We start from the raw sequence: 15866 nt of genomic DNA on the forward strand, positions 1-15866 counted from the left end.
ACGGTTCTGCAAGGTCGTCGTTGTTTCAGACCTCCGCACGCGCCATAATCGCAATGGCCGCCACTCACCGACTCAACAGCAAATGGATAACATGCTGGATCGATCGCCTACCCTTCCAAGGTCGCTTGGCGCTGCGCTGCGAAGGGAAGTGCCGCGGTTTACGGCACCCGGCAATGAAATTTCGTGCACCACGGTCGCATCCTACAACGTGCACAAATGCGTCGGCACCGACGGCAGGTTCGATCCGGAGCGGGTCGCGGCCGTGGTTAAGGAACTCGACGCCGACATCATTGCTTTGCAGGAGGCCGACGAAAGAACCGGAAGCAGGCAGGGTTTGCTGGATCTCGCAGCGCTCGAGCGGGACAGCGACCTCGTCCCCACCCATGTCCCGGAAAACCGCCGCAGCCATGGCTGGCACGGAAATCTGATCCTGGCACGCCGCGGCGTGGTCGAAAGCGTGAACCAGATCCGGCTGCCCGGCCTCGAGCCGCGCGGTGCGGTTATCGCGGACCTGGAACTGAAGGGCGTCTCCCTCCGGATCATAGCCGCACATTTCGGCTTGCTGCGGCGGTCGCGCTCGCAGCAGGCCAACGCGCTGGTCGAAGCCACGCACCCGGTTCTGCGGCCAACAATCCTGCTCGGCGACCTCAACGAATGGCGCGTCCGCAACAGGTCTTCGCTGCTGGCCCTGCTGCCGCATTTCGGTCCGATCGATGCGGTTCTGCCGAGCTTTCCGTCGCGCTTTCCGCTGTTTGCGCTCGACCGCATCCTGGCCAGGCCGCCGCACCTGATTTCCAGCATCGAGGTGCACAAGACGCCGCTGGCGCAGCGGGCTTCCGATCATCTGCCGATCAAGGCCCGGCTGAACCTGGACGCGATACGGCAGCCGCGGCTGCAACCAGAATGAACCTGAAGGGTTGTTAGTCAGATTTCAGACGGTTTGCTTCGCTGATGTTTATCGGTGCACTTCATGGATACAGCCATCTCGCGGTTTGCCCGGGACAAGATCGCTGCCGGCAATAGCGGGCTGCTGCTGATCGCCGACAATTATGACGCGTTTGCCGCGCGAATCCTTGCTGCGCGCAGTGCCACAAGCAGCCTCGACCTGATGTACTATCTCTGGCACGACGACCATAGCGGCCGGCTGCTGATGCAGGAGGTCGTCAAGGCGGCGGAGCGCGGTGTCCGCGTCCGCATGCTGCTGGACGATATCAATCCGCGCAACAGCGACGCTGCTTACCTGGCGCTCAACAGCTACAAGAACATCGAGCTGAGGCTGTTCAACCCCAGCGGCATGAGGAACGGCAGCATCTTTCGCACGCTGGAGATGGTCGCCCGGCTGTTTGCGATGACCCGCCGCATGCACAACAAGGCCTGGATCGCCGATGAGGGCTTGGCCATCGTCGGCGGAAGAAATATCGGCGATGCCTATTTCGACGCTGCGGAGACGAATTTTCGCGATCTCGACCTGTTGCTTCTCGGTCCTGCCGTAGGGCAGACGATGCAGATATTCGAGGCGTTCTGGAATTGCGAGGCGGCAAAGCCGATCCAGCTGCTCAACCCGGCTGCGGTGGTCTCGCGCGCCGATTTCCTCGACAATCTCGATGCGACAGCAGACGGCCAGCTTTTGAACAGCCTCAGTGCCTGGCGCACGATCACGGAGTTCGTTGCAGCGCACAGCGACGTCTGCTGGACCAAAGACGTTCGCGTCATTTCCGATCCGCCGGAAAAGGTGCGCGGCAAAAGGCGCAGGAACTGGCTGACCAAAGAGCTGCTTCCCGCTATCGCGGCGACCAGGCAGCGCCTCGAAATTGTCTCGCCCTATTTCATCCCCAGCCGCACCGGGTTGGCCATCCTGTCGAAGCTGGTGGATCGTGGCGCCGAGGTTGCAATCCTGACCAACTCGCTCGCCGCGACGGACGTCGCCGCCGTGCACGGCGCCTATGCCAAATGCCGCCGCAAGCTGCTTAAAAAAGGTATCCAGCTTTTCGAATTGCAGCCCTTCGACCGCCAGGCCAACATCTCCGTTTTCGGTTCAAAGGGAGCCAGCCTCCACACCAAGGCCTTCACGGTCGACGATACGCTCGGGTTTGTCGGCTCCTTCAATTTCGATCCGCGTTCGGTGTCGTTGAATGCGGAAATGGGCGTGCTTTTCCATGATACCAATCTGGTGATGGAGTTGCGCCGGCTGTTCGAGCACGAAAGGTCACCGCAGACGAGCTATCAGCTGGTCCTGGACAAAGGCGCCTTGCGGTGGCTCGGCATGGCGGATGGCGAGATGCGGCAATATTCGCGTGAACCGGAGGCCAGTCTCTATCGGCGCATCGTTGCAGCGCTGGTTGGGTGCCTGCCGATCGAATCGCAATTATAGAAGCGACGGATTTGTCGGAACGGAACTCTTTGTCGGAACGGAACTCGGGGATCACGAGTTGTAACCCGTGTCCGGAGCATGCCGATGAAGACCACGATATACAGTTTTCTTGCTGAGCTCTTGCCGTTCTGGATGGCGCATAAACGCAAAATGCGCGCCGACCGCGCCGCCGAGTGGCCGGCACGACCGGCTGCTGCGGATGACGCTGTTCGGCCGTCAGGCGATCCTAATCGAGCAGCACCGGCGCGGCGGCGCAATACGTCCTAAGGGCAGAATGATCCCGCTCCGACTGTCTGGCTAGCCGCATTTCCGCGACGCCGATAATCCCATTTGGCTGCAGAAGCTCTATCCCCTACTGCGATCACGCTATCGTCAAGTATCGCTATTCGAAATCCGGCGTTGCCAAGCATCCATTTTGCAGCACGTACGTTAATGTGCACTACAGGTTGCCGCTATAGGTGAGCGCCATGAGTGATAGTGCGATAGAATTCTTGCAGGACTGGATCCACGAAAACGTTCATGTGCCGCCGCCTCCGATCAAGCTTGAAAGGGAGGCGGAAATCCTCGCCAGGGAATGCAAGGAAGAGGCTGCCGATGCCGGCGTACCCATCGAAGACATCGAGGAAGAGGTCGGCGACCTCAAGGACCTGCTCGTCGCCAAGCTTGAAGACGCAGCCGAGGACGAGGCCCGGCAACTCAATGGCCACGGCCAAAAGATTTCTACGCTGGCGGCCGGGCAAAAGCGGGCCGTATGAGGCCGGTCCGAGCGCAGGCAAGGCATCACGAGGTGCGCCGCTTCGGCCTATTGTCCGATCATGTCATCGACCTCGCCATGGCACGTCTCGCAGGCGACGCCTTTAGCGATATGGATCGAATGATTGAAATAGACGAAGTCGGGGACACTGTTCACCCGCTGCCACTGCAATGGCTGCCCGGAAGCAAGGCTTGCCCGTATCGGCGCCAGCATGTCCGCGTTGGTGAAAAGCTGCGAATGGCAGGTCATGCACACCTCGGTCGCCGGCAGACCCGCCGATGACGAAGTCTCGACGCCGCTATGGCAATAACGGCAATCGATGCCAAGCTCGCCGACATGGTGCCTGTGGCTGAACGGCACTGGTTGCGCCAACGGCCGGCCAACGCCGGTGACGAAGTCCGAACGCAGGATGGCGGTGCCGCCGAGAGCCGCAAAGATCGCCATGAAACACGCGCCCCACAGAGCGAAACGTGAAATGCCGTTGGCGCTCCTTGAAAAGACCTGCGGCATTCCCTCGCCGATTTCGCATCCAGCAAACCGTATTCACCCCCCAAAACCCCTAACTGCGGCTGCGTGGGTAAGTTCCGGCTGGAGCAGCGGAGATCACAGAATGGTTACCCCGCCCTGGCCCATCAGGTCGGGCTGACCGGAAACCATCGAACCCTCCATACGTTCGGATGAGGTCACGTTCTGTTTCACCCGGATAAGCATCATGACCATCCCCGACTCCCATCCCATTCGCCGCCGGTCCGGCGTTGCCTTCTGGTGGACGATGTTCGTCGGCGCGCTGCTGACGATCCTCGGCCTGCTGATCGGAGGGGGCGGTGCCTAGCTGATCGCGCTGGGCGGATCCTGGTACTATCTGCCCGCCGGGATCGCCCTGCTGGCCGCCGGCAGCCTGCTGCTTGCCGGCAATACCGCCGGTGTATGGCTTTACGTCCTGATCTGGCTGGCGACCCTTGCACCCGGCGGCCACCATTTCATGGAGACCAGGATCGGCGACGACATCATTGCCTACGCACTGCCAAAAAGCTGACGCCGGACGATGACGGCTTCGCGGGACGCTTCCATCCTGATCGTCGGCGCCGGCCCTACCGGGCTGACGGCGGCAGTCGAACTGGCAAGGCGCGGCATTGCACCTCGCATCATCGACCGCAAGGAAGGCCCGACGCCGCTCGCCAAGGCGGTCGGCATCAGTTCGCACAGCCTCGACATCCTTGAACCGTCCAAAGTCGCTGGCCGGTTGCTCGCCGAAGGATTGAAAATTCGCCGAGCCCGTTTCTACTTCGAAGGACGAGCGCTCGGCGAGATCGATTTCTCGATCCTGCCGCACCGCCATAATTTTCTGCTGTCATTGCCGCAGCGCGACACCGAATCGCTGATGACCGACACGCTCAAGGGATTCGGCGTCGACGTCGAATGGCGAAGCACATTTATCGGCATGGCCGAGCACAAAGGCCGGGTCGAGGTGCGGATCGAGGCGCCAGACGGCCGTGACGAGGCAAGTTTCGACCTTGTCTTCGGAGCCGACGGTGCGCAAAGCACGGTGCGTGATGCCATCGGCATCGGCTTCGATGGCTACACGCATCGGCGGCAATGGAGCATTGCCGACGCCGACATCGACGATTGGCCCTATGAGCCGATGGCCGCCCACGCATTTCTTCACAGGAACGGCGACGTCGGTTTTATCATCCCGATCGGCGAGAAGCGCTATCGCGCGGTTTCAAACAGCGAGGATGCGTTGGCGCGCATCCCCGGCAATTACCGGATCACGCGGTTGTTGCGGGCCGACCGCTTCCATATTCCGGTACGACAGGCGCCGCGCTATCAAACCGCATGCGTCTTCCTGGGAGGCGATGCCGCGCATGTGCATTCGCCGTTGGGGGCGCGCGGCATGAATCTCGGCATCGAGGACGCCGCGTCATTCGCCAGGCGTTTCGTCGACGGCACGCTTGCCGGCTACACAAGCGAACGCCACCCGGTGGGGCAACGGTGGATCACGCTCAGCGAGCGCATCCTCTCGGTGGCCCAATCGGACAACGGCATCATGCAAGGCGTCAGAAACGCGGCCTTCAGCGTCGTCGGCCATCTGCCGCTGCTGCAACGGCCGCTGCTGGAGCGTGTCGCCGGGCTCAAGGAATGACGTGGTCGCATAAACCTTTTCGCCGGACATGCGTTGTTGGGTTTCAAGCCAGGGAGATGACCATGCAGATGAAATCGGAAGTCGCCGGCGAGGCCGCCAAGCAACGGCACATCCAGCGCCGGATCGACGAGAAGGACAAGTCCAAATCCAATGGCAGGCAAAAAGGCGCCATGCAGGCCGGTGCCCGCAAATATCCCGAGCCGCCCTTCCCCGAGCAGCACCAGCCGAAGCCGGGGCATGAATGGGCGATCGAGCCGGCGCCGCTTTACGATGCGCCGTACTATATCGGATCGAAAAAGCTCGATGGCAAAGTGGCCGTCATTACCGGCGGCGATTCAGGCATCGGCCGTGCGGTGGCCGTGCTCTATGCGCGTGAAGGCGCCGATGTGGCGATCGTCTATCTCTCGGAGGATAGGGACGCCAGAGATACCAAAAGGGCCGTCGAAGCGGAAGGCCGGCGCTGCATCCTGATCAAGGCGGACGTCAGCGAACGCAACCACTGCCACAACGCGGTGGCTGAGATCGTGCAGGAGTTTGGGCGGATCGACGTGCTGGTCAACAACGCCGCTTTCCAGATCCACTCCAGCGATTTCAGCGAGCTGACCGAGGAGCATTTCGACACGACGCTGAAGACCAACCTCTACGGCTATTTCCACATGGCGCAGGAGGCCGTGCCGCACATGAAACCCGGTTCGGCGATCATCAATACCGGTTCAGTGACCGGCATCGAGGGCTCGAAGCAACTGGTCGATTACTCCATGACCAAGGGCGGCATTCATGCCTTCACCCGCGCGCTCTCGGGCAACCTTGTCGAGAAGGGCATAAGGGTCAACGCCGTGGCGCCAGGCCCGGTTTGGACGCCGCTCAACCCCTCGGACAAGGAAGCCGGCGATGTTTCGAAATTTGGCGCTGACACGCCGATGAAACGGCCGGCCCAGCCGGAGGAGATCGCGCCGGCCTACGTGTTCCTCGCCTCGCCGCACTGCTCGAGCTACATCACCGGCGAGATATTGCCGATCGTGGGCGGCTATTGACGGCATGTATTTCATTGCCCTGGCCACTGACTATGACGGCACGCTGGCGCATGAAGGGATCGTTGCCGAGAAGACGCTTGCGGCGCTTGAACGGTTCAAGAAGAGCGGCCGCAAACTCATTCTCGTCACCGGGCGCGAGCTGCCCGACCTCAAGCGCGTCTTTCCCGAAGTCGCGATTTTCGACAAGGTGGTCGCCGAAAACGGCGCGCTGATCTACACGCCGGCCAGCGAGGAGGAGCGGACGATATCTCCGCCGCCCGCCCCCGAGTTCATCGCCAAACTCAGGAAACGCGGTGTCAAACCGCTTTCGGTCGGACGCTCGATCATCGCAACCTGGGAACCGCATCAGGCTACCGCGCTCGAGGTCATCAAGAAATTGGGGCTGGAGCTGGAAATCATCTTCAACAAGGGCGCGGTGATGATCCTGCCCAGCGGCATCAACAAGGCGACCGGGCTGACAGCTGCGCTTCAGGACCTCAGACTGTCGCCGCACAACGTCGTCGGTGTCGGCGACGCCGAAAACGACCACGCCTTCCTGCGCGCCTGCGGCTTCAGCGTGGCCGTCGACAACGCACTGCCGGCAGTCAAGGATACGGCGGATCTCGTGACACGCGGCGCGCGCGGAAAAGGCGTCGAGGAACTGATCGCCAAGGTGGTGGAGCGCGATCGCGAGCTTGTGCCGAGCCGCGACGGCATTGTGCTTGGCTCGGAGAATGGCAAGGAGGTGTATCTGTCGCCAACCGATACGGTGCTGATCGCCGGCAGCTCCGGCATCGGCAAATCGACCCTGGCGACCGCACTGACGGAGCGCTTCGTCGAGAGAAAGTTCCAGTTCTGCATCTTCGATCCGGAAGGCGACTACGATGGCCTCGAAGGCGCCGTCCGGCTGGGCGACGGCTCGAACGCGCCGACGAAGACGCAACTGCTCGATCTCCTGGGGAAGCCGGACAACAATCTGGTCGTCAATGGCCTGGCGCTGCGCGTTAACGAGCGGCCGGACTTCTTTGCCGACCTGCTGCCGGGCCTTGGCGGTGTTCGCTTCCGCACGGCACGACCACACTGGCTGATCATCGACGAGGCGCATCACCTCTTGCCGAAGCGGCGCGACGACACGCCAATGGTGCTGGCCATGGAATTGCCGGGCACGATCCTGATCACGGTTCATCCGGACGCGATCTCAACCGAGGCATTGCGGCTGGTCACCGCCGTCATCGCACTCGGCCCCAAGGCGAAAAAGGTCATCAAGACGTTCTGTCACGAGACCGGCACCGAACCGCCAAAGGACAAGGACCTGAACTCTCCAAAAGACGAGCGCGTGCTGTTCTGGCGGCCGCAGGCGCGCAAGAAACCTGCCATGGTCGAGCCGATCGAACCGCGGCAGTCGCTCAAGCGCCACAGCCGCAAATATGCCGAGGGCCAGCTGGACGAGAAGGGCAGCTTCTATTTCCGCGGCCCCGACAATGCGATGAACCTCCGCGCCCATAATCTGATGATTTTCGCCCAGATCGCCGAGGGCATCGACGACAGGACCTGGGAACATCATCTGCGCGCCGGCGACTATTCCGAATGGTTTCGCCACCAGATCAGGGACAAGGAACTGGCGCGCGAAACCGCCGAAGCGGAGAAAGACGGCACACTTTCGGCGCAGGAGAGCCGCAACCACATCCTGGACGCAGTGCGCCGCCGCTATACCGCGCCCGCCACCGCGCCAAAGGAATAGCTGCAACGGCGCCCCGCCGTGGAACCTCATCCGCCAAACGAGATTGTGTTCTATCGGGCGCCAGATCCATTCAATGCCGAATAATGCCCCGGAAGGAGACGATGGATGAGCAGCGACCGGGACAAGAATGGTCCTGTCTTTTCGGCGGAGCAGGCGCGGCAGGGCGAGATCATCCTGCGGACGCGGGCGCGCCGGATCATTTTCATCGGCGGCCTGGTGGGTCTCGTCTTGCTGGCATTGCTGGTTTGGTGGATTTGAATTCCTCACGGCTGGAGCAAGATCATGAAATCACAGCTTGTCGCCGAAAGCGCCGGACAGAGAACGTTCGTCGTTGTGCTTGATCCCGGCGAAGAGGCGTTTGCGCAGCTGACGTCATTTGCGGTCGACCGTGGCGTCGGCGGCGCGTCGCTGACCGCGCTCGGCGCTTTCGAAAGTGCAACCGTCGGCTGGTTCGACCCTGGAGAAAGGACCTACCGGAAAATCCCCGTCCGGGAACAGTGTGAAGTGCTGAGCGCGATCGGCGATGTTGCCATCGGCGACGACGGCAGGCCCAGCTTGCACGTCCACGCAGTCCTTGGATTGAGTGACGGCACCACGAGGGGCGGTCATCTGCTGGACGGCATCGTGCGGCCGACGCTCGAGGTCACATTGGTGGAGACGCCTGGCCATCTGCGCCGCAGGCACCGTCCCGAACTCGGCGTCGCCCTGATCGACTTGGAGGCTTGATCCGAGCCGATCACTTCGTTGATTTGACTGCGGCCGTTTCGGCTACGACCTCCCAACCGAAGACGCTGCGGCCGCCGAGCAGATGCGATTGCTCGAACTCCCCGGCGACTATTTCCTTCAGGCTTGGGCCGGTGACATAGCGCTCGACCTGCCTCGACTGGTCGTCCAGCCGCCGCAACGCGCCGATCTCTTCGTCACGGCCGAGCCTGGCCTTCTGGACAGCCGACTTCAGCACGCCGATCGTCTCGTCATAGACCTTCAGCGGCACGGGGAACGGGTGCCTGTCCTTACCGCCATGCGCCAGCGAGAAACGGCCTGGATCGGAAAAACGGCACGGCGCGCCATGCACGACTTCGGCGACGAGCGCCAGCGCCCGCACCGTGCGCGCGCCGACATTGGGCACGAGGAGAAGCCCGGCGAAATCTGTCGGGCCGCGCTCGGCCGCCGCGGCGATGTTGCCGTGCAGGCGGCGCATGACGACATCGCTTTCGCGCACATCGTGGTGCGCCGGCATCACCAGATGCGGCAGCAGCTTTTGTGCCGGCTCCGGCGCTGGCGCCGAACCCCGCTCCAAAGCGGCAAGCTCCCTCACGATGCGATCCGGTCCAAGGCCGTGCAGAAGGTCCAGTTGTCCCTGGCGCGACGCTTCGGCGCGGCGGTCGGTCAGGTTGACGATCTCGCCCTGATTGGCGCCCTCGATGGCAGCATGCGGCTGGTCGACAAAGCTCTTCAGGCCTTCGGACAGCCAGTGATAGCGGCGCGCCACCTTGCTGTCGCCGTTCATGCCCTGCTGCACCACCACCCAGTTGCCGTCGTCGGTGACGATAAAGCCGTGCAGATAGAGATCGAAACCGTCCTGGACCGCGGCGCTGTCCACCTTGGCGACAAGCCGGCTGGCAGTCGCGAGGCCTTGCCCGTCGAGGCCGACACGCTCGCCGATCAGGGCAAGCTCGTGCGGGGTCTTGCGCGAATGCGCGCCGCGGCCGCCGCAAACGTGGATGCCGAGCTCGCCGGAGAGCGGCGACAGACCGCGCTTCAACGCTCCGACGACGCTGGTGGTGATGCCGGAGGAATGCCAGTCCATCCCCATCACGGCGCCAAAAGACTGGAACCAGAACGGATGCGCCAGCCGGCGCAGCAATTCATCGCGGCCGTAATGGTGGATGATCGCCTCGCACATGACCGCGCCAAGCCGCGTCATGCGGTCGCCGAGCCATTTCGGTACGCGCCCGCCGTGAAGTGGGAGATCAGCACTTCCCGATCGCTGTGCCACGGTCTTTTGCTTGCTCCTTGAGTCCTGCCTCGACAGATAGGTATCGAAAGGGGTGTGGAGAAGCTATGGCCCGATTCAGGCCGCGATCGTTGCAAGCCGCCAGCTAGCGGGCAGGTTCGCTGAGGAGATCAAACTTCTGGATCTCGCAATGCTCGCCCACCGATTCCAGCAGATCCATTGGCGGTGCCCCAGTGTCCGGCCGCCTCCAACTGATCTCGAACGAGAAAACAGGGTCTTTGAGATCCGGGCGCCTCTCTATCGCGACGAGGCGTGCCCGGTAGCCAAGCGGCCCGATGAGCGCATCGAGCTCCTGTCGAGCCGCGGCCTTCCAGGTCAGTGCCAACTGGGCATGGTGTTCGCGCGACATTCGAAGGTCCACCCATTTCAGGACCAGCAAGGTGGCCAGCGTCAGCGCCGTGCCGGCCGCGCCCAAGCCGTATTGGCCACCACCGAAAGCCAATCCGATCGCCGTCATCACCCACAACGTGGCCGCCGTGGTGACGCCGCTGACAAGATTGCCGCGGCGAAGAATGGCGCCACCGCCGATAAAGCCGACGCCGGTCAACACGCCCAGCGGAAAGCGCAAGACGTCCATCGTTGCAAACGAATCCGGGTGCTTGCCAACGGTCTCGAGCAGAATACTGGCCTGGATCATTGTGATGGCGGCGGCCAATCCGACCAGCACGGTGGTGCGTAGCCCCGCCGCGTGCCCGCGCGCCTCGCGGTTGAGGCCTATCAACAGGCCGGCGAGCGCGGTCAGAAGCAGTCGTGCCGCGATGTCCTGCCAGACCGGAACAACGAGGAGCATCGCGGTCACCCGTCAGGCCAAGCGCTGCTGGCCAGGAATAGCGCCATGGTCAAAGCGAACAAGGGCAAGAGCGTCTTCATCGCAAATTCTTTTCGTCGATAAGCAACAAACGATGCGCTTGGATTTTGGTTGCGCCGCCGACGATTCACCCCGGCGATGGGCAGCGGCGGAACAAAACCTTCGGCCTGCGGGTTGGTGGGTTCACACCAACGAAGGATTTGCAGTCATGGTCCGCTTGCTGCTTGCCGGAGCCGTCGCTTATCTGGCCTATCGCATCACCAAGGAGATCGGCGGGACCGACGAGGTTGATCCGCTGTCGCCTTCGCCCGAGCAAACCGGCCGCAAGGCGCCGAGGCGGCAAAGCGGGGCACAGAGGAATGGCCGACGGCGGTAGCGAATGCCGTAGCGGCGGCGCGGACCAGCCATGACCGCATTTCCGTTGCCGCTCGACCTTCGTCCGATGGAAGCCAAAGCCGCCGATGCAATCCCTGGCGGCGACGGGCTTTGGCAATACGAGCCGAAATGGGACGGGTTTCGCTGCCTCGTGTTCAAGGGCGACGATGCCGTCGATCTGCGTGCAAAATCGGGCAAGCCGCTTGGCCGCTATTTTCCCGAACTGGTCGCGGTGCTGCGCGATGTGAGCTCGCGACGGTTTGTTGCCGACGGCGAGATTGTCATCGAGGTCGACGGATCGTCCTCGTTCGAGGCCCTGCAAATGCGCCTCCATCCCGCCGAAAGCAGGATCCGCAAATTAAGCCTCGAGACGCCCGCCATGCTGATCCTGTTCGATATGCTGGCCGAGCCCGGCGGCAGGATCATCATCGAAGAGCCTCTCACCACCAGGAGGCAGGCGATTGGGGCCTTTGTCGCGTCGGCGGCACGGCCCCAACTGCACCTGTCCAAATATACGCACGACGCCGCCACCGCCGAGCGCTGGCTGCAGGGCGCCGGCCACGGCTCGACCGACGGTGTTGTTGCAAAACTGATCGCCGGGCCATACCGGCCCGGCGAGCGCGCCATGGTCAAGGTCAAGCGGCTGCGCACTGCGGATTGCGTGGTCGGCGGCTTTCGCTATCTCGCCGGCAGCAACGAAGTCGGATCTCTGCTGCTCGGCCTCTACAATAACGAAGGCAGGCTGGATCATGTCGGATTCACCTCGACCATCGGCAAGGACGACAGGGCGGCGCTGACCAGACGGCTGGAAAAACTGCGGGCCAAACCAGGTTTCACCGGCAAGGCGCCGGGCGGACCAAGCCGCTGGAGCACGGAGCGGAGCGGACAATGGGAACCGATAAAGCCTGAACTGGTGGTCGAGGTTCGGTTCGACCATGTGACAGGCGACCGGTTCCGGCACGGAACCAAGCTGTTGCGCTGGCGGCCGGACAAGGAGCCGCGGCAATGCACGTTCGAGCAGATCGAGTAAGTCCGATCCGAGACACCGCTTCAAGGCGCTTGCTGCCCGCTCTACCGTTCATGACGGACCAATGCATCATTTCACCGGTTCGCCGCGGCCAACCGAGCCTTGGCAACCAAGGCTCGGTTGCGGTTTTGAAATCAGGCAGCTTCCTGCATGGCGCGTTCGTTGACGCCGCTTTCGCCGAGCTTGGAAAGCGCTTCGTCGGTCGCGACCTCTTCCTTGAGAGTTGCCCTGAGCAGCTCGACAACGTCGCTCTTGCCGAGTTCTTCCGCCCACGCGATCAAAGTGCCGTAGCGAGCGATCTCGTAATGCTCGACGGCTTGCGCCGCACCGACAAGCCCGGCGTCGAGCGCGGGAGCACCACTATACTCCTCGAGCATTTCCGAGCCCTCTTCGATGATGCCGTCAATCGCCGGACAGGTTTTGCCGCGGGCCGGCTTGCCGAATTTGTCGAACACCTCCTCGAGGCGGTCGACATGTCCTTCGGTTTCCATGCGGTGTTTCTCGAAAGCGGCGGTCACTTCTTCCGACTCCGCGCCCTTGGCCATTTTGGGCAGCGCTTTCAGTATCTTCTTCTCGGCGTAGTAGAGGTCTTTGAGCCCGTCGAGGAACAGATCCTCAAGGCCCTTGCTTGCCGCCTTCGCGGCCTTTTTCGTAGTCGCCATGATCCTCTCCCGAATGGTTGGTGCCGCCTCGCAAAGTGGAGGCGTCCGATAACCCTCCGACAGGAAACAAGTTCCCTGACGGTCCGGCAGCTTTGCAAATTTTTCCGACCCGCCGTGTGGTGTCGCAGGGGCCTTCGACCTGCGGCAGCAATCGGCCAGAAAAGCGCCGTCAGCGCTCGCCGATATGCTCGACCAGGCGGGTATATTCGGCCTCGGCCAGGCCGTAGCCGCCATCCGCCAGTGCGACGAGACCATCGCGATCGCGGATGATAATTTCGCCGCGGCGGGACCGGATGAGCCCTCGCCCCTCGAGCAGCTGCAGCGCGACCGTTACACCCGGGCGCCTTACGCCAAGCATGATCGACAGGAATTCGTGCGTGATCGTCAGCCGGCCGCCGTCCACCCGATCGTCACACATGAGAAGCCAGCGCGCCAGCCGGTCTTCAAGTTTCGATCGCGCGTTGACCAGCGCGGTATAGCCAGTCTGGACATGCAGATATTGCACGTAGCGCAGCAAGAACAGCCGCAGCGTCGGGCTTTGCGTCAGCGCCGCCTTGAACGGCTCGGCGTCGATCCTGGCAGCTTCTCCCGCCAGCTGCACATAGCAATCATGGACCGTACGGTCGTCGCCCATTATCAGGGCCGAGCCGGTCATACCTTCCAAGCCGACAAGGCCAACTTCCGCATCGCTGCCGTTCGGCATTTTCGCAACCACCGAACCGATGCCGTCCTCGAGGAAATAAATGGCCTCGATCGGCGATCCGGACACTTCGAGCGATTGCCGTAACTCCAGCGAACAGCGCTCGATGTGCGGCTCGAGAGATGCGAAATCGCCGGCGCTCATTCGGCGCAACAGCTTGTTTTTGTACGGATTTTTATTGGAATTTGCTGGATCAGACATAGCTGGGCCCAAAACAGGGCAAGAGCCTTTTTATCTCCCAGCCGTCCGCGCCCGGTATAACCTGCGGACGATAACGCTTATATAAGCACTGAAAGGTATGGAGCCTACTAAATAAAAAAATGAATCGATGCACGGCAGTTTCTCCTGCCGCTTGCCTACGAAAACATCCGGCTGAAAGTTAGAGTTGGAAACGTACCAAAGTCGGTTTGGTACGAAAACGACAATTGAGATCGCCGGGCTCGAAAAGAGCCCGTCGCGAGGGATGCAACGGGCTCCATTCGGGCGTCGTGGGCTACGCCCAGTGATCCAAATGAGGGGTGGGTTGGATCGCAGCAACAATGCAGGTGCAAGGCAGTCGTTCCCAAACTGTCTGCTTGGTAATTTCCGTACATTGAGTTTGGACGAGAGCGGCGCTAATTGAATTGGAGTCGTCCACACAGGCACGGCGAGTGGACGCTTGAAAGACGCTTCGCGCTTTCGCCCTTTTCAAGGGAGGATGGCATGCCGATGCAAGGTGCAGCAACTCCAGCCGAACTGAGCGTGCTGAGAAAAGCGCTCGACGACTGCTGCCGCGAGTTGGGTGTTGCGGACGACAGTCCTGTCCGCGAGCGGTTGGCAGCCCGTATCATGTCGCTGTTCAACGAGGGTGTGCTCAACGCCGATCTGAAAGAAGCGCTGGCCGCCGATCGCCAACAATAAGCTGCTGCTATGGTGGCGTCCTCGGCGCCGAAAGGTTCGGCACCGAGTCGCCCTTTCTAGCCAGGGTCCCGGTTTGCCAAGGATCTTGGAAATCTAGTCTTTTCACGACAAAAACGCCCGGCGCTAATTACCAAGCGGCAGGCGTTTTTGTCGCGAGCGTGACACTAACGCGTGTCGCGTTTGGCCGGCCTCATGCGACGCGCTTACTTCCTGTTTTATGGATGTCGTTATCACAAAACCGCTGCACACCCTCGGGTCAAGCCCGAGGGCATGCTTTTGCACGACATGCATCAAATGCGCCCAAGCAGGACCAGGATAATGACGATAAGCAGCACCAAGCCGAGGCCGCCACCACCGTAATAGCCGGTGCCATAGAACGGTCCGCCGCCCAAGCCGCTGAAGCCGCCAAGCAAGGCAAGGACCAAGATGATGATGAGAATGGTTCCAAGGCCCATGATGTCTGCTCTCCTTGTTTGCGCTGCCGCCATTCGCATCAGCGCGTCGCATTGTACAAAGGTATGAACTCACAAGGAGCATTCCTGTTCCGGCGGGACGGTAAGGCGTACGCTCATGCGGCGAGCAGAATGCCGGGCCGGGCCGTCAGAAAAATCCACAGATGCATGCCCGCGGAGAATGGCATGGCGGCCGCCTTGAACACCCAAGAACATGCTGAAATTCATGGGGAATTTGTCGGAACCTTCGCCCGCCCGAACGGTTGTTTTCGTAGTCGCAACGCGACGACCCTCGTAAAAAGGAGAAGCATCATGCTCACGAAAATTCTCGCAGCTTCGGCGCTTACGATCGGTCTGGCCACGTCAGCGATGGCCCAGAACGTCGGCGATCCCTCCGGAGCTGCTGCCGACGGCAGCGGGCGGACGATAGTAGTCCCGGATAATGGCGGCCCTGACACCGGCACGGATTCGACCATCACCAACAGCATTCGCGATTTCTCAACGACGAATTCGAATGCCGACCGGAATTGCCCACCAGGCCCGCAGGGGGCTCTGCCCGACGCGACCGGCAAGTCTCCGGGCACGATGGCTCCGACGGTGAACGACAACCACTGCGGCAAGTAAGCGCCCGGTTTATCATAGTCTGTGATGAGGCTGCGGAGCGTACGCTCCGCGGCTGCATTGGCGATGAAAATCGGCCGTCTAACGGCAGCGGTGGTCGAAGCTGACCGCGATCTCCCGACCGTCCAGCGCCCGAACGATGAAGCCAACCAGTTCCTCGTCGGTTTGCCGGAACCAGGGTAAGCGCGAATTTCCCCGCACCTTTTGCTGTTGAGTGCTCTGATGCATGAGGTGTCCACCAAAATAGGTGGACACCTTGTGATGGAAGAAGATGAGCAGAAA

Annotated in this window: 18 protein-coding genes and 1 pseudogene; 12 read left to right on the forward strand and 7 right to left on the reverse strand. The window is 61.8% G+C overall.

Going from position 1 to position 15866, the window contains the following annotated elements; all coding sequences use genetic code 11:
• The first annotated feature begins 91 nt into the window (after positions 1-91).
• The 3 genes from NKH30_RS30625 to NKH30_RS30635 all read left to right on the forward strand — a co-directional run bounded on the left by NKH30_RS30625 (position 92) and on the right by NKH30_RS30635 (position 3126).
• The gene (locus NKH30_RS30625) at positions 92-907 is read left to right on the forward strand and encodes an endonuclease/exonuclease/phosphatase family protein (protein ID WP_302893445.1); all 816 of its coding nucleotides are present in this window, start codon (positions 92-94) and stop codon (positions 905-907) included.
• A gap of 63 nt (positions 908-970) precedes the next feature.
• Positions 971-2371 carry a phospholipase D family protein gene (locus NKH30_RS30630; protein ID WP_352925963.1) on the forward strand — a complete coding sequence of 467 codons (1401 nt, stop codon included), beginning with the start codon at positions 971-973 and terminating at the stop codon, positions 2369-2371.
• Positions 2372-2838: 467 nt separating this feature from the next.
• Positions 2839-3126, forward strand: coding sequence for a hypothetical protein (locus tag NKH30_RS30635; protein ID WP_352449563.1), 288 nt, complete (start codon positions 2839-2841; stop codon positions 3124-3126).
• A gap of 59 nt (positions 3127-3185) precedes the next feature.
• Here the strand turns inward: NKH30_RS30635 and NKH30_RS30640 are convergent.
• Positions 3186-3635: pseudogene (locus NKH30_RS30640) on the reverse strand (cytochrome c3 family protein); the annotation flags it as partial.
• Between the two features lie 535 nt (positions 3636-4170).
• On the opposite strand from NKH30_RS30640, the gene NKH30_RS30645 reads away from it, so the two are divergent.
• The 5 genes from NKH30_RS30645 to NKH30_RS30665 all read left to right on the forward strand — a co-directional run bounded on the left by NKH30_RS30645 (position 4171) and on the right by NKH30_RS30665 (position 8748).
• Positions 4171-5268 carry an FAD-dependent oxidoreductase gene (locus NKH30_RS30645; RefSeq protein ID WP_352834207.1) on the forward strand — a complete coding sequence of 366 codons (1098 nt, stop codon included), beginning with the start codon at positions 4171-4173 and terminating at the stop codon, positions 5266-5268.
• Between the two features lie 62 nt (positions 5269-5330).
• Positions 5331-6302, forward strand: a complete 972-nt coding sequence (locus tag NKH30_RS30650; RefSeq protein ID WP_352473074.1) for an SDR family oxidoreductase — start codon at positions 5331-5333, stop codon at positions 6300-6302.
• A gap of 4 nt (positions 6303-6306) precedes the next feature.
• Positions 6307-8022, forward strand: a complete 1716-nt coding sequence (locus tag NKH30_RS30655; protein ID WP_352997833.1) for an HAD family hydrolase — start codon at positions 6307-6309, stop codon at positions 8020-8022.
• A 105-nt stretch (positions 8023-8127) separates the two neighbouring features.
• Positions 8128-8280: a peptide ABC transporter permease gene (locus NKH30_RS30660; protein WP_352769229.1), complete on the forward strand. Its 153-nt coding sequence runs from the start codon at positions 8128-8130 to the stop codon at positions 8278-8280.
• A gap of 24 nt (positions 8281-8304) precedes the next feature.
• On the forward strand, positions 8305-8748 hold the full coding sequence (locus tag NKH30_RS30665; RefSeq protein WP_023677099.1) for a PPC domain-containing DNA-binding protein: 444 nt from the start codon (positions 8305-8307) through the stop codon (positions 8746-8748).
• Positions 8749-8758: 10 nt separating this feature from the next.
• Here NKH30_RS30665 and NKH30_RS30670 read toward each other — a convergent pair whose 3' ends face one another.
• Both NKH30_RS30670 and NKH30_RS30675 read right to left on the reverse strand, forming a co-directional pair.
• A complete protein-coding gene (locus NKH30_RS30670; RefSeq protein WP_352997835.1) occupies positions 8759-10021 on the reverse strand; it encodes a DUF763 domain-containing protein in 1263 nt (420 codons plus the stop codon).
• Positions 10022-10124: 103 nt separating this feature from the next.
• Positions 10125-10829, reverse strand: a complete 705-nt coding sequence (locus tag NKH30_RS30675) for an MgtC/SapB family protein (protein ID WP_352614284.1) — start codon at positions 10827-10829, stop codon at positions 10125-10127.
• A 226-nt stretch (positions 10830-11055) separates the two neighbouring features.
• Between NKH30_RS30675 and NKH30_RS30680 the strand changes: the two genes are divergently transcribed.
• Positions 11056-11223 (forward strand): hypothetical protein, encoded by a 168-nt coding sequence (locus NKH30_RS30680; RefSeq protein WP_352614260.1) that lies wholly within the window; start codon positions 11056-11058, stop codon positions 11221-11223.
• 30 nt (positions 11224-11253) lie between these two features.
• Positions 11254-12252 carry an ATP-dependent DNA ligase gene (locus tag NKH30_RS30685; RefSeq protein ID WP_352614259.1) on the forward strand — a complete coding sequence of 333 codons (999 nt, stop codon included), beginning with the start codon at positions 11254-11256 and terminating at the stop codon, positions 12250-12252.
• A gap of 131 nt (positions 12253-12383) precedes the next feature.
• Here NKH30_RS30685 and NKH30_RS30690 read toward each other — a convergent pair whose 3' ends face one another.
• Entirely contained in the window at positions 12384-12911 is a 528-nt protein-coding gene (locus tag NKH30_RS30690; protein ID WP_352614258.1) for a YciE/YciF ferroxidase family protein, read from the reverse strand.
• Positions 12912-13080: 169 nt separating this feature from the next.
• Complete coding sequence (locus tag NKH30_RS30695; RefSeq protein ID WP_352473082.1) at positions 13081-13812, reverse strand: Crp/Fnr family transcriptional regulator; 732 nt, start codon at positions 13810-13812, stop codon at positions 13081-13083.
• 501 nt (positions 13813-14313) lie between these two features.
• Between NKH30_RS30695 and NKH30_RS30700 the strand changes: the two genes are divergently transcribed.
• The gene (locus NKH30_RS30700) at positions 14314-14511 is read left to right on the forward strand and encodes a hypothetical protein (RefSeq protein WP_352449586.1); all 198 of its coding nucleotides are present in this window, start codon (positions 14314-14316) and stop codon (positions 14509-14511) included.
• A gap of 290 nt (positions 14512-14801) precedes the next feature.
• Here the strand turns inward: NKH30_RS30700 and NKH30_RS30705 are convergent, their stop codons facing one another.
• Positions 14802-14966 carry a DUF3309 family protein gene (locus NKH30_RS30705; RefSeq protein WP_023677107.1) on the reverse strand — a complete coding sequence of 55 codons (165 nt, stop codon included), beginning with the start codon at positions 14964-14966 and terminating at the stop codon, positions 14802-14804.
• A gap of 183 nt (positions 14967-15149) precedes the next feature.
• Between NKH30_RS30705 and NKH30_RS30710 the strand changes: the two genes are divergently transcribed.
• Complete coding sequence (locus tag NKH30_RS30710; protein WP_352539853.1) at positions 15150-15587, forward strand: hypothetical protein; 438 nt, start codon at positions 15150-15152, stop codon at positions 15585-15587.
• A 78-nt stretch (positions 15588-15665) separates the two neighbouring features.
• Here NKH30_RS30710 and NKH30_RS30715 read toward each other — a convergent pair.
• The coding region (locus tag NKH30_RS30715; protein WP_352997837.1) for a hypothetical protein at positions 15666-15866 on the reverse strand (201 nt) is incomplete at its 5' end.

The sequence above is a fragment of the Mesorhizobium sp. M1273 genome, assembly GCF_040318195.1.
Lineage (GTDB): Bacteria > Pseudomonadota > Alphaproteobacteria > Rhizobiales > Rhizobiaceae > Mesorhizobium.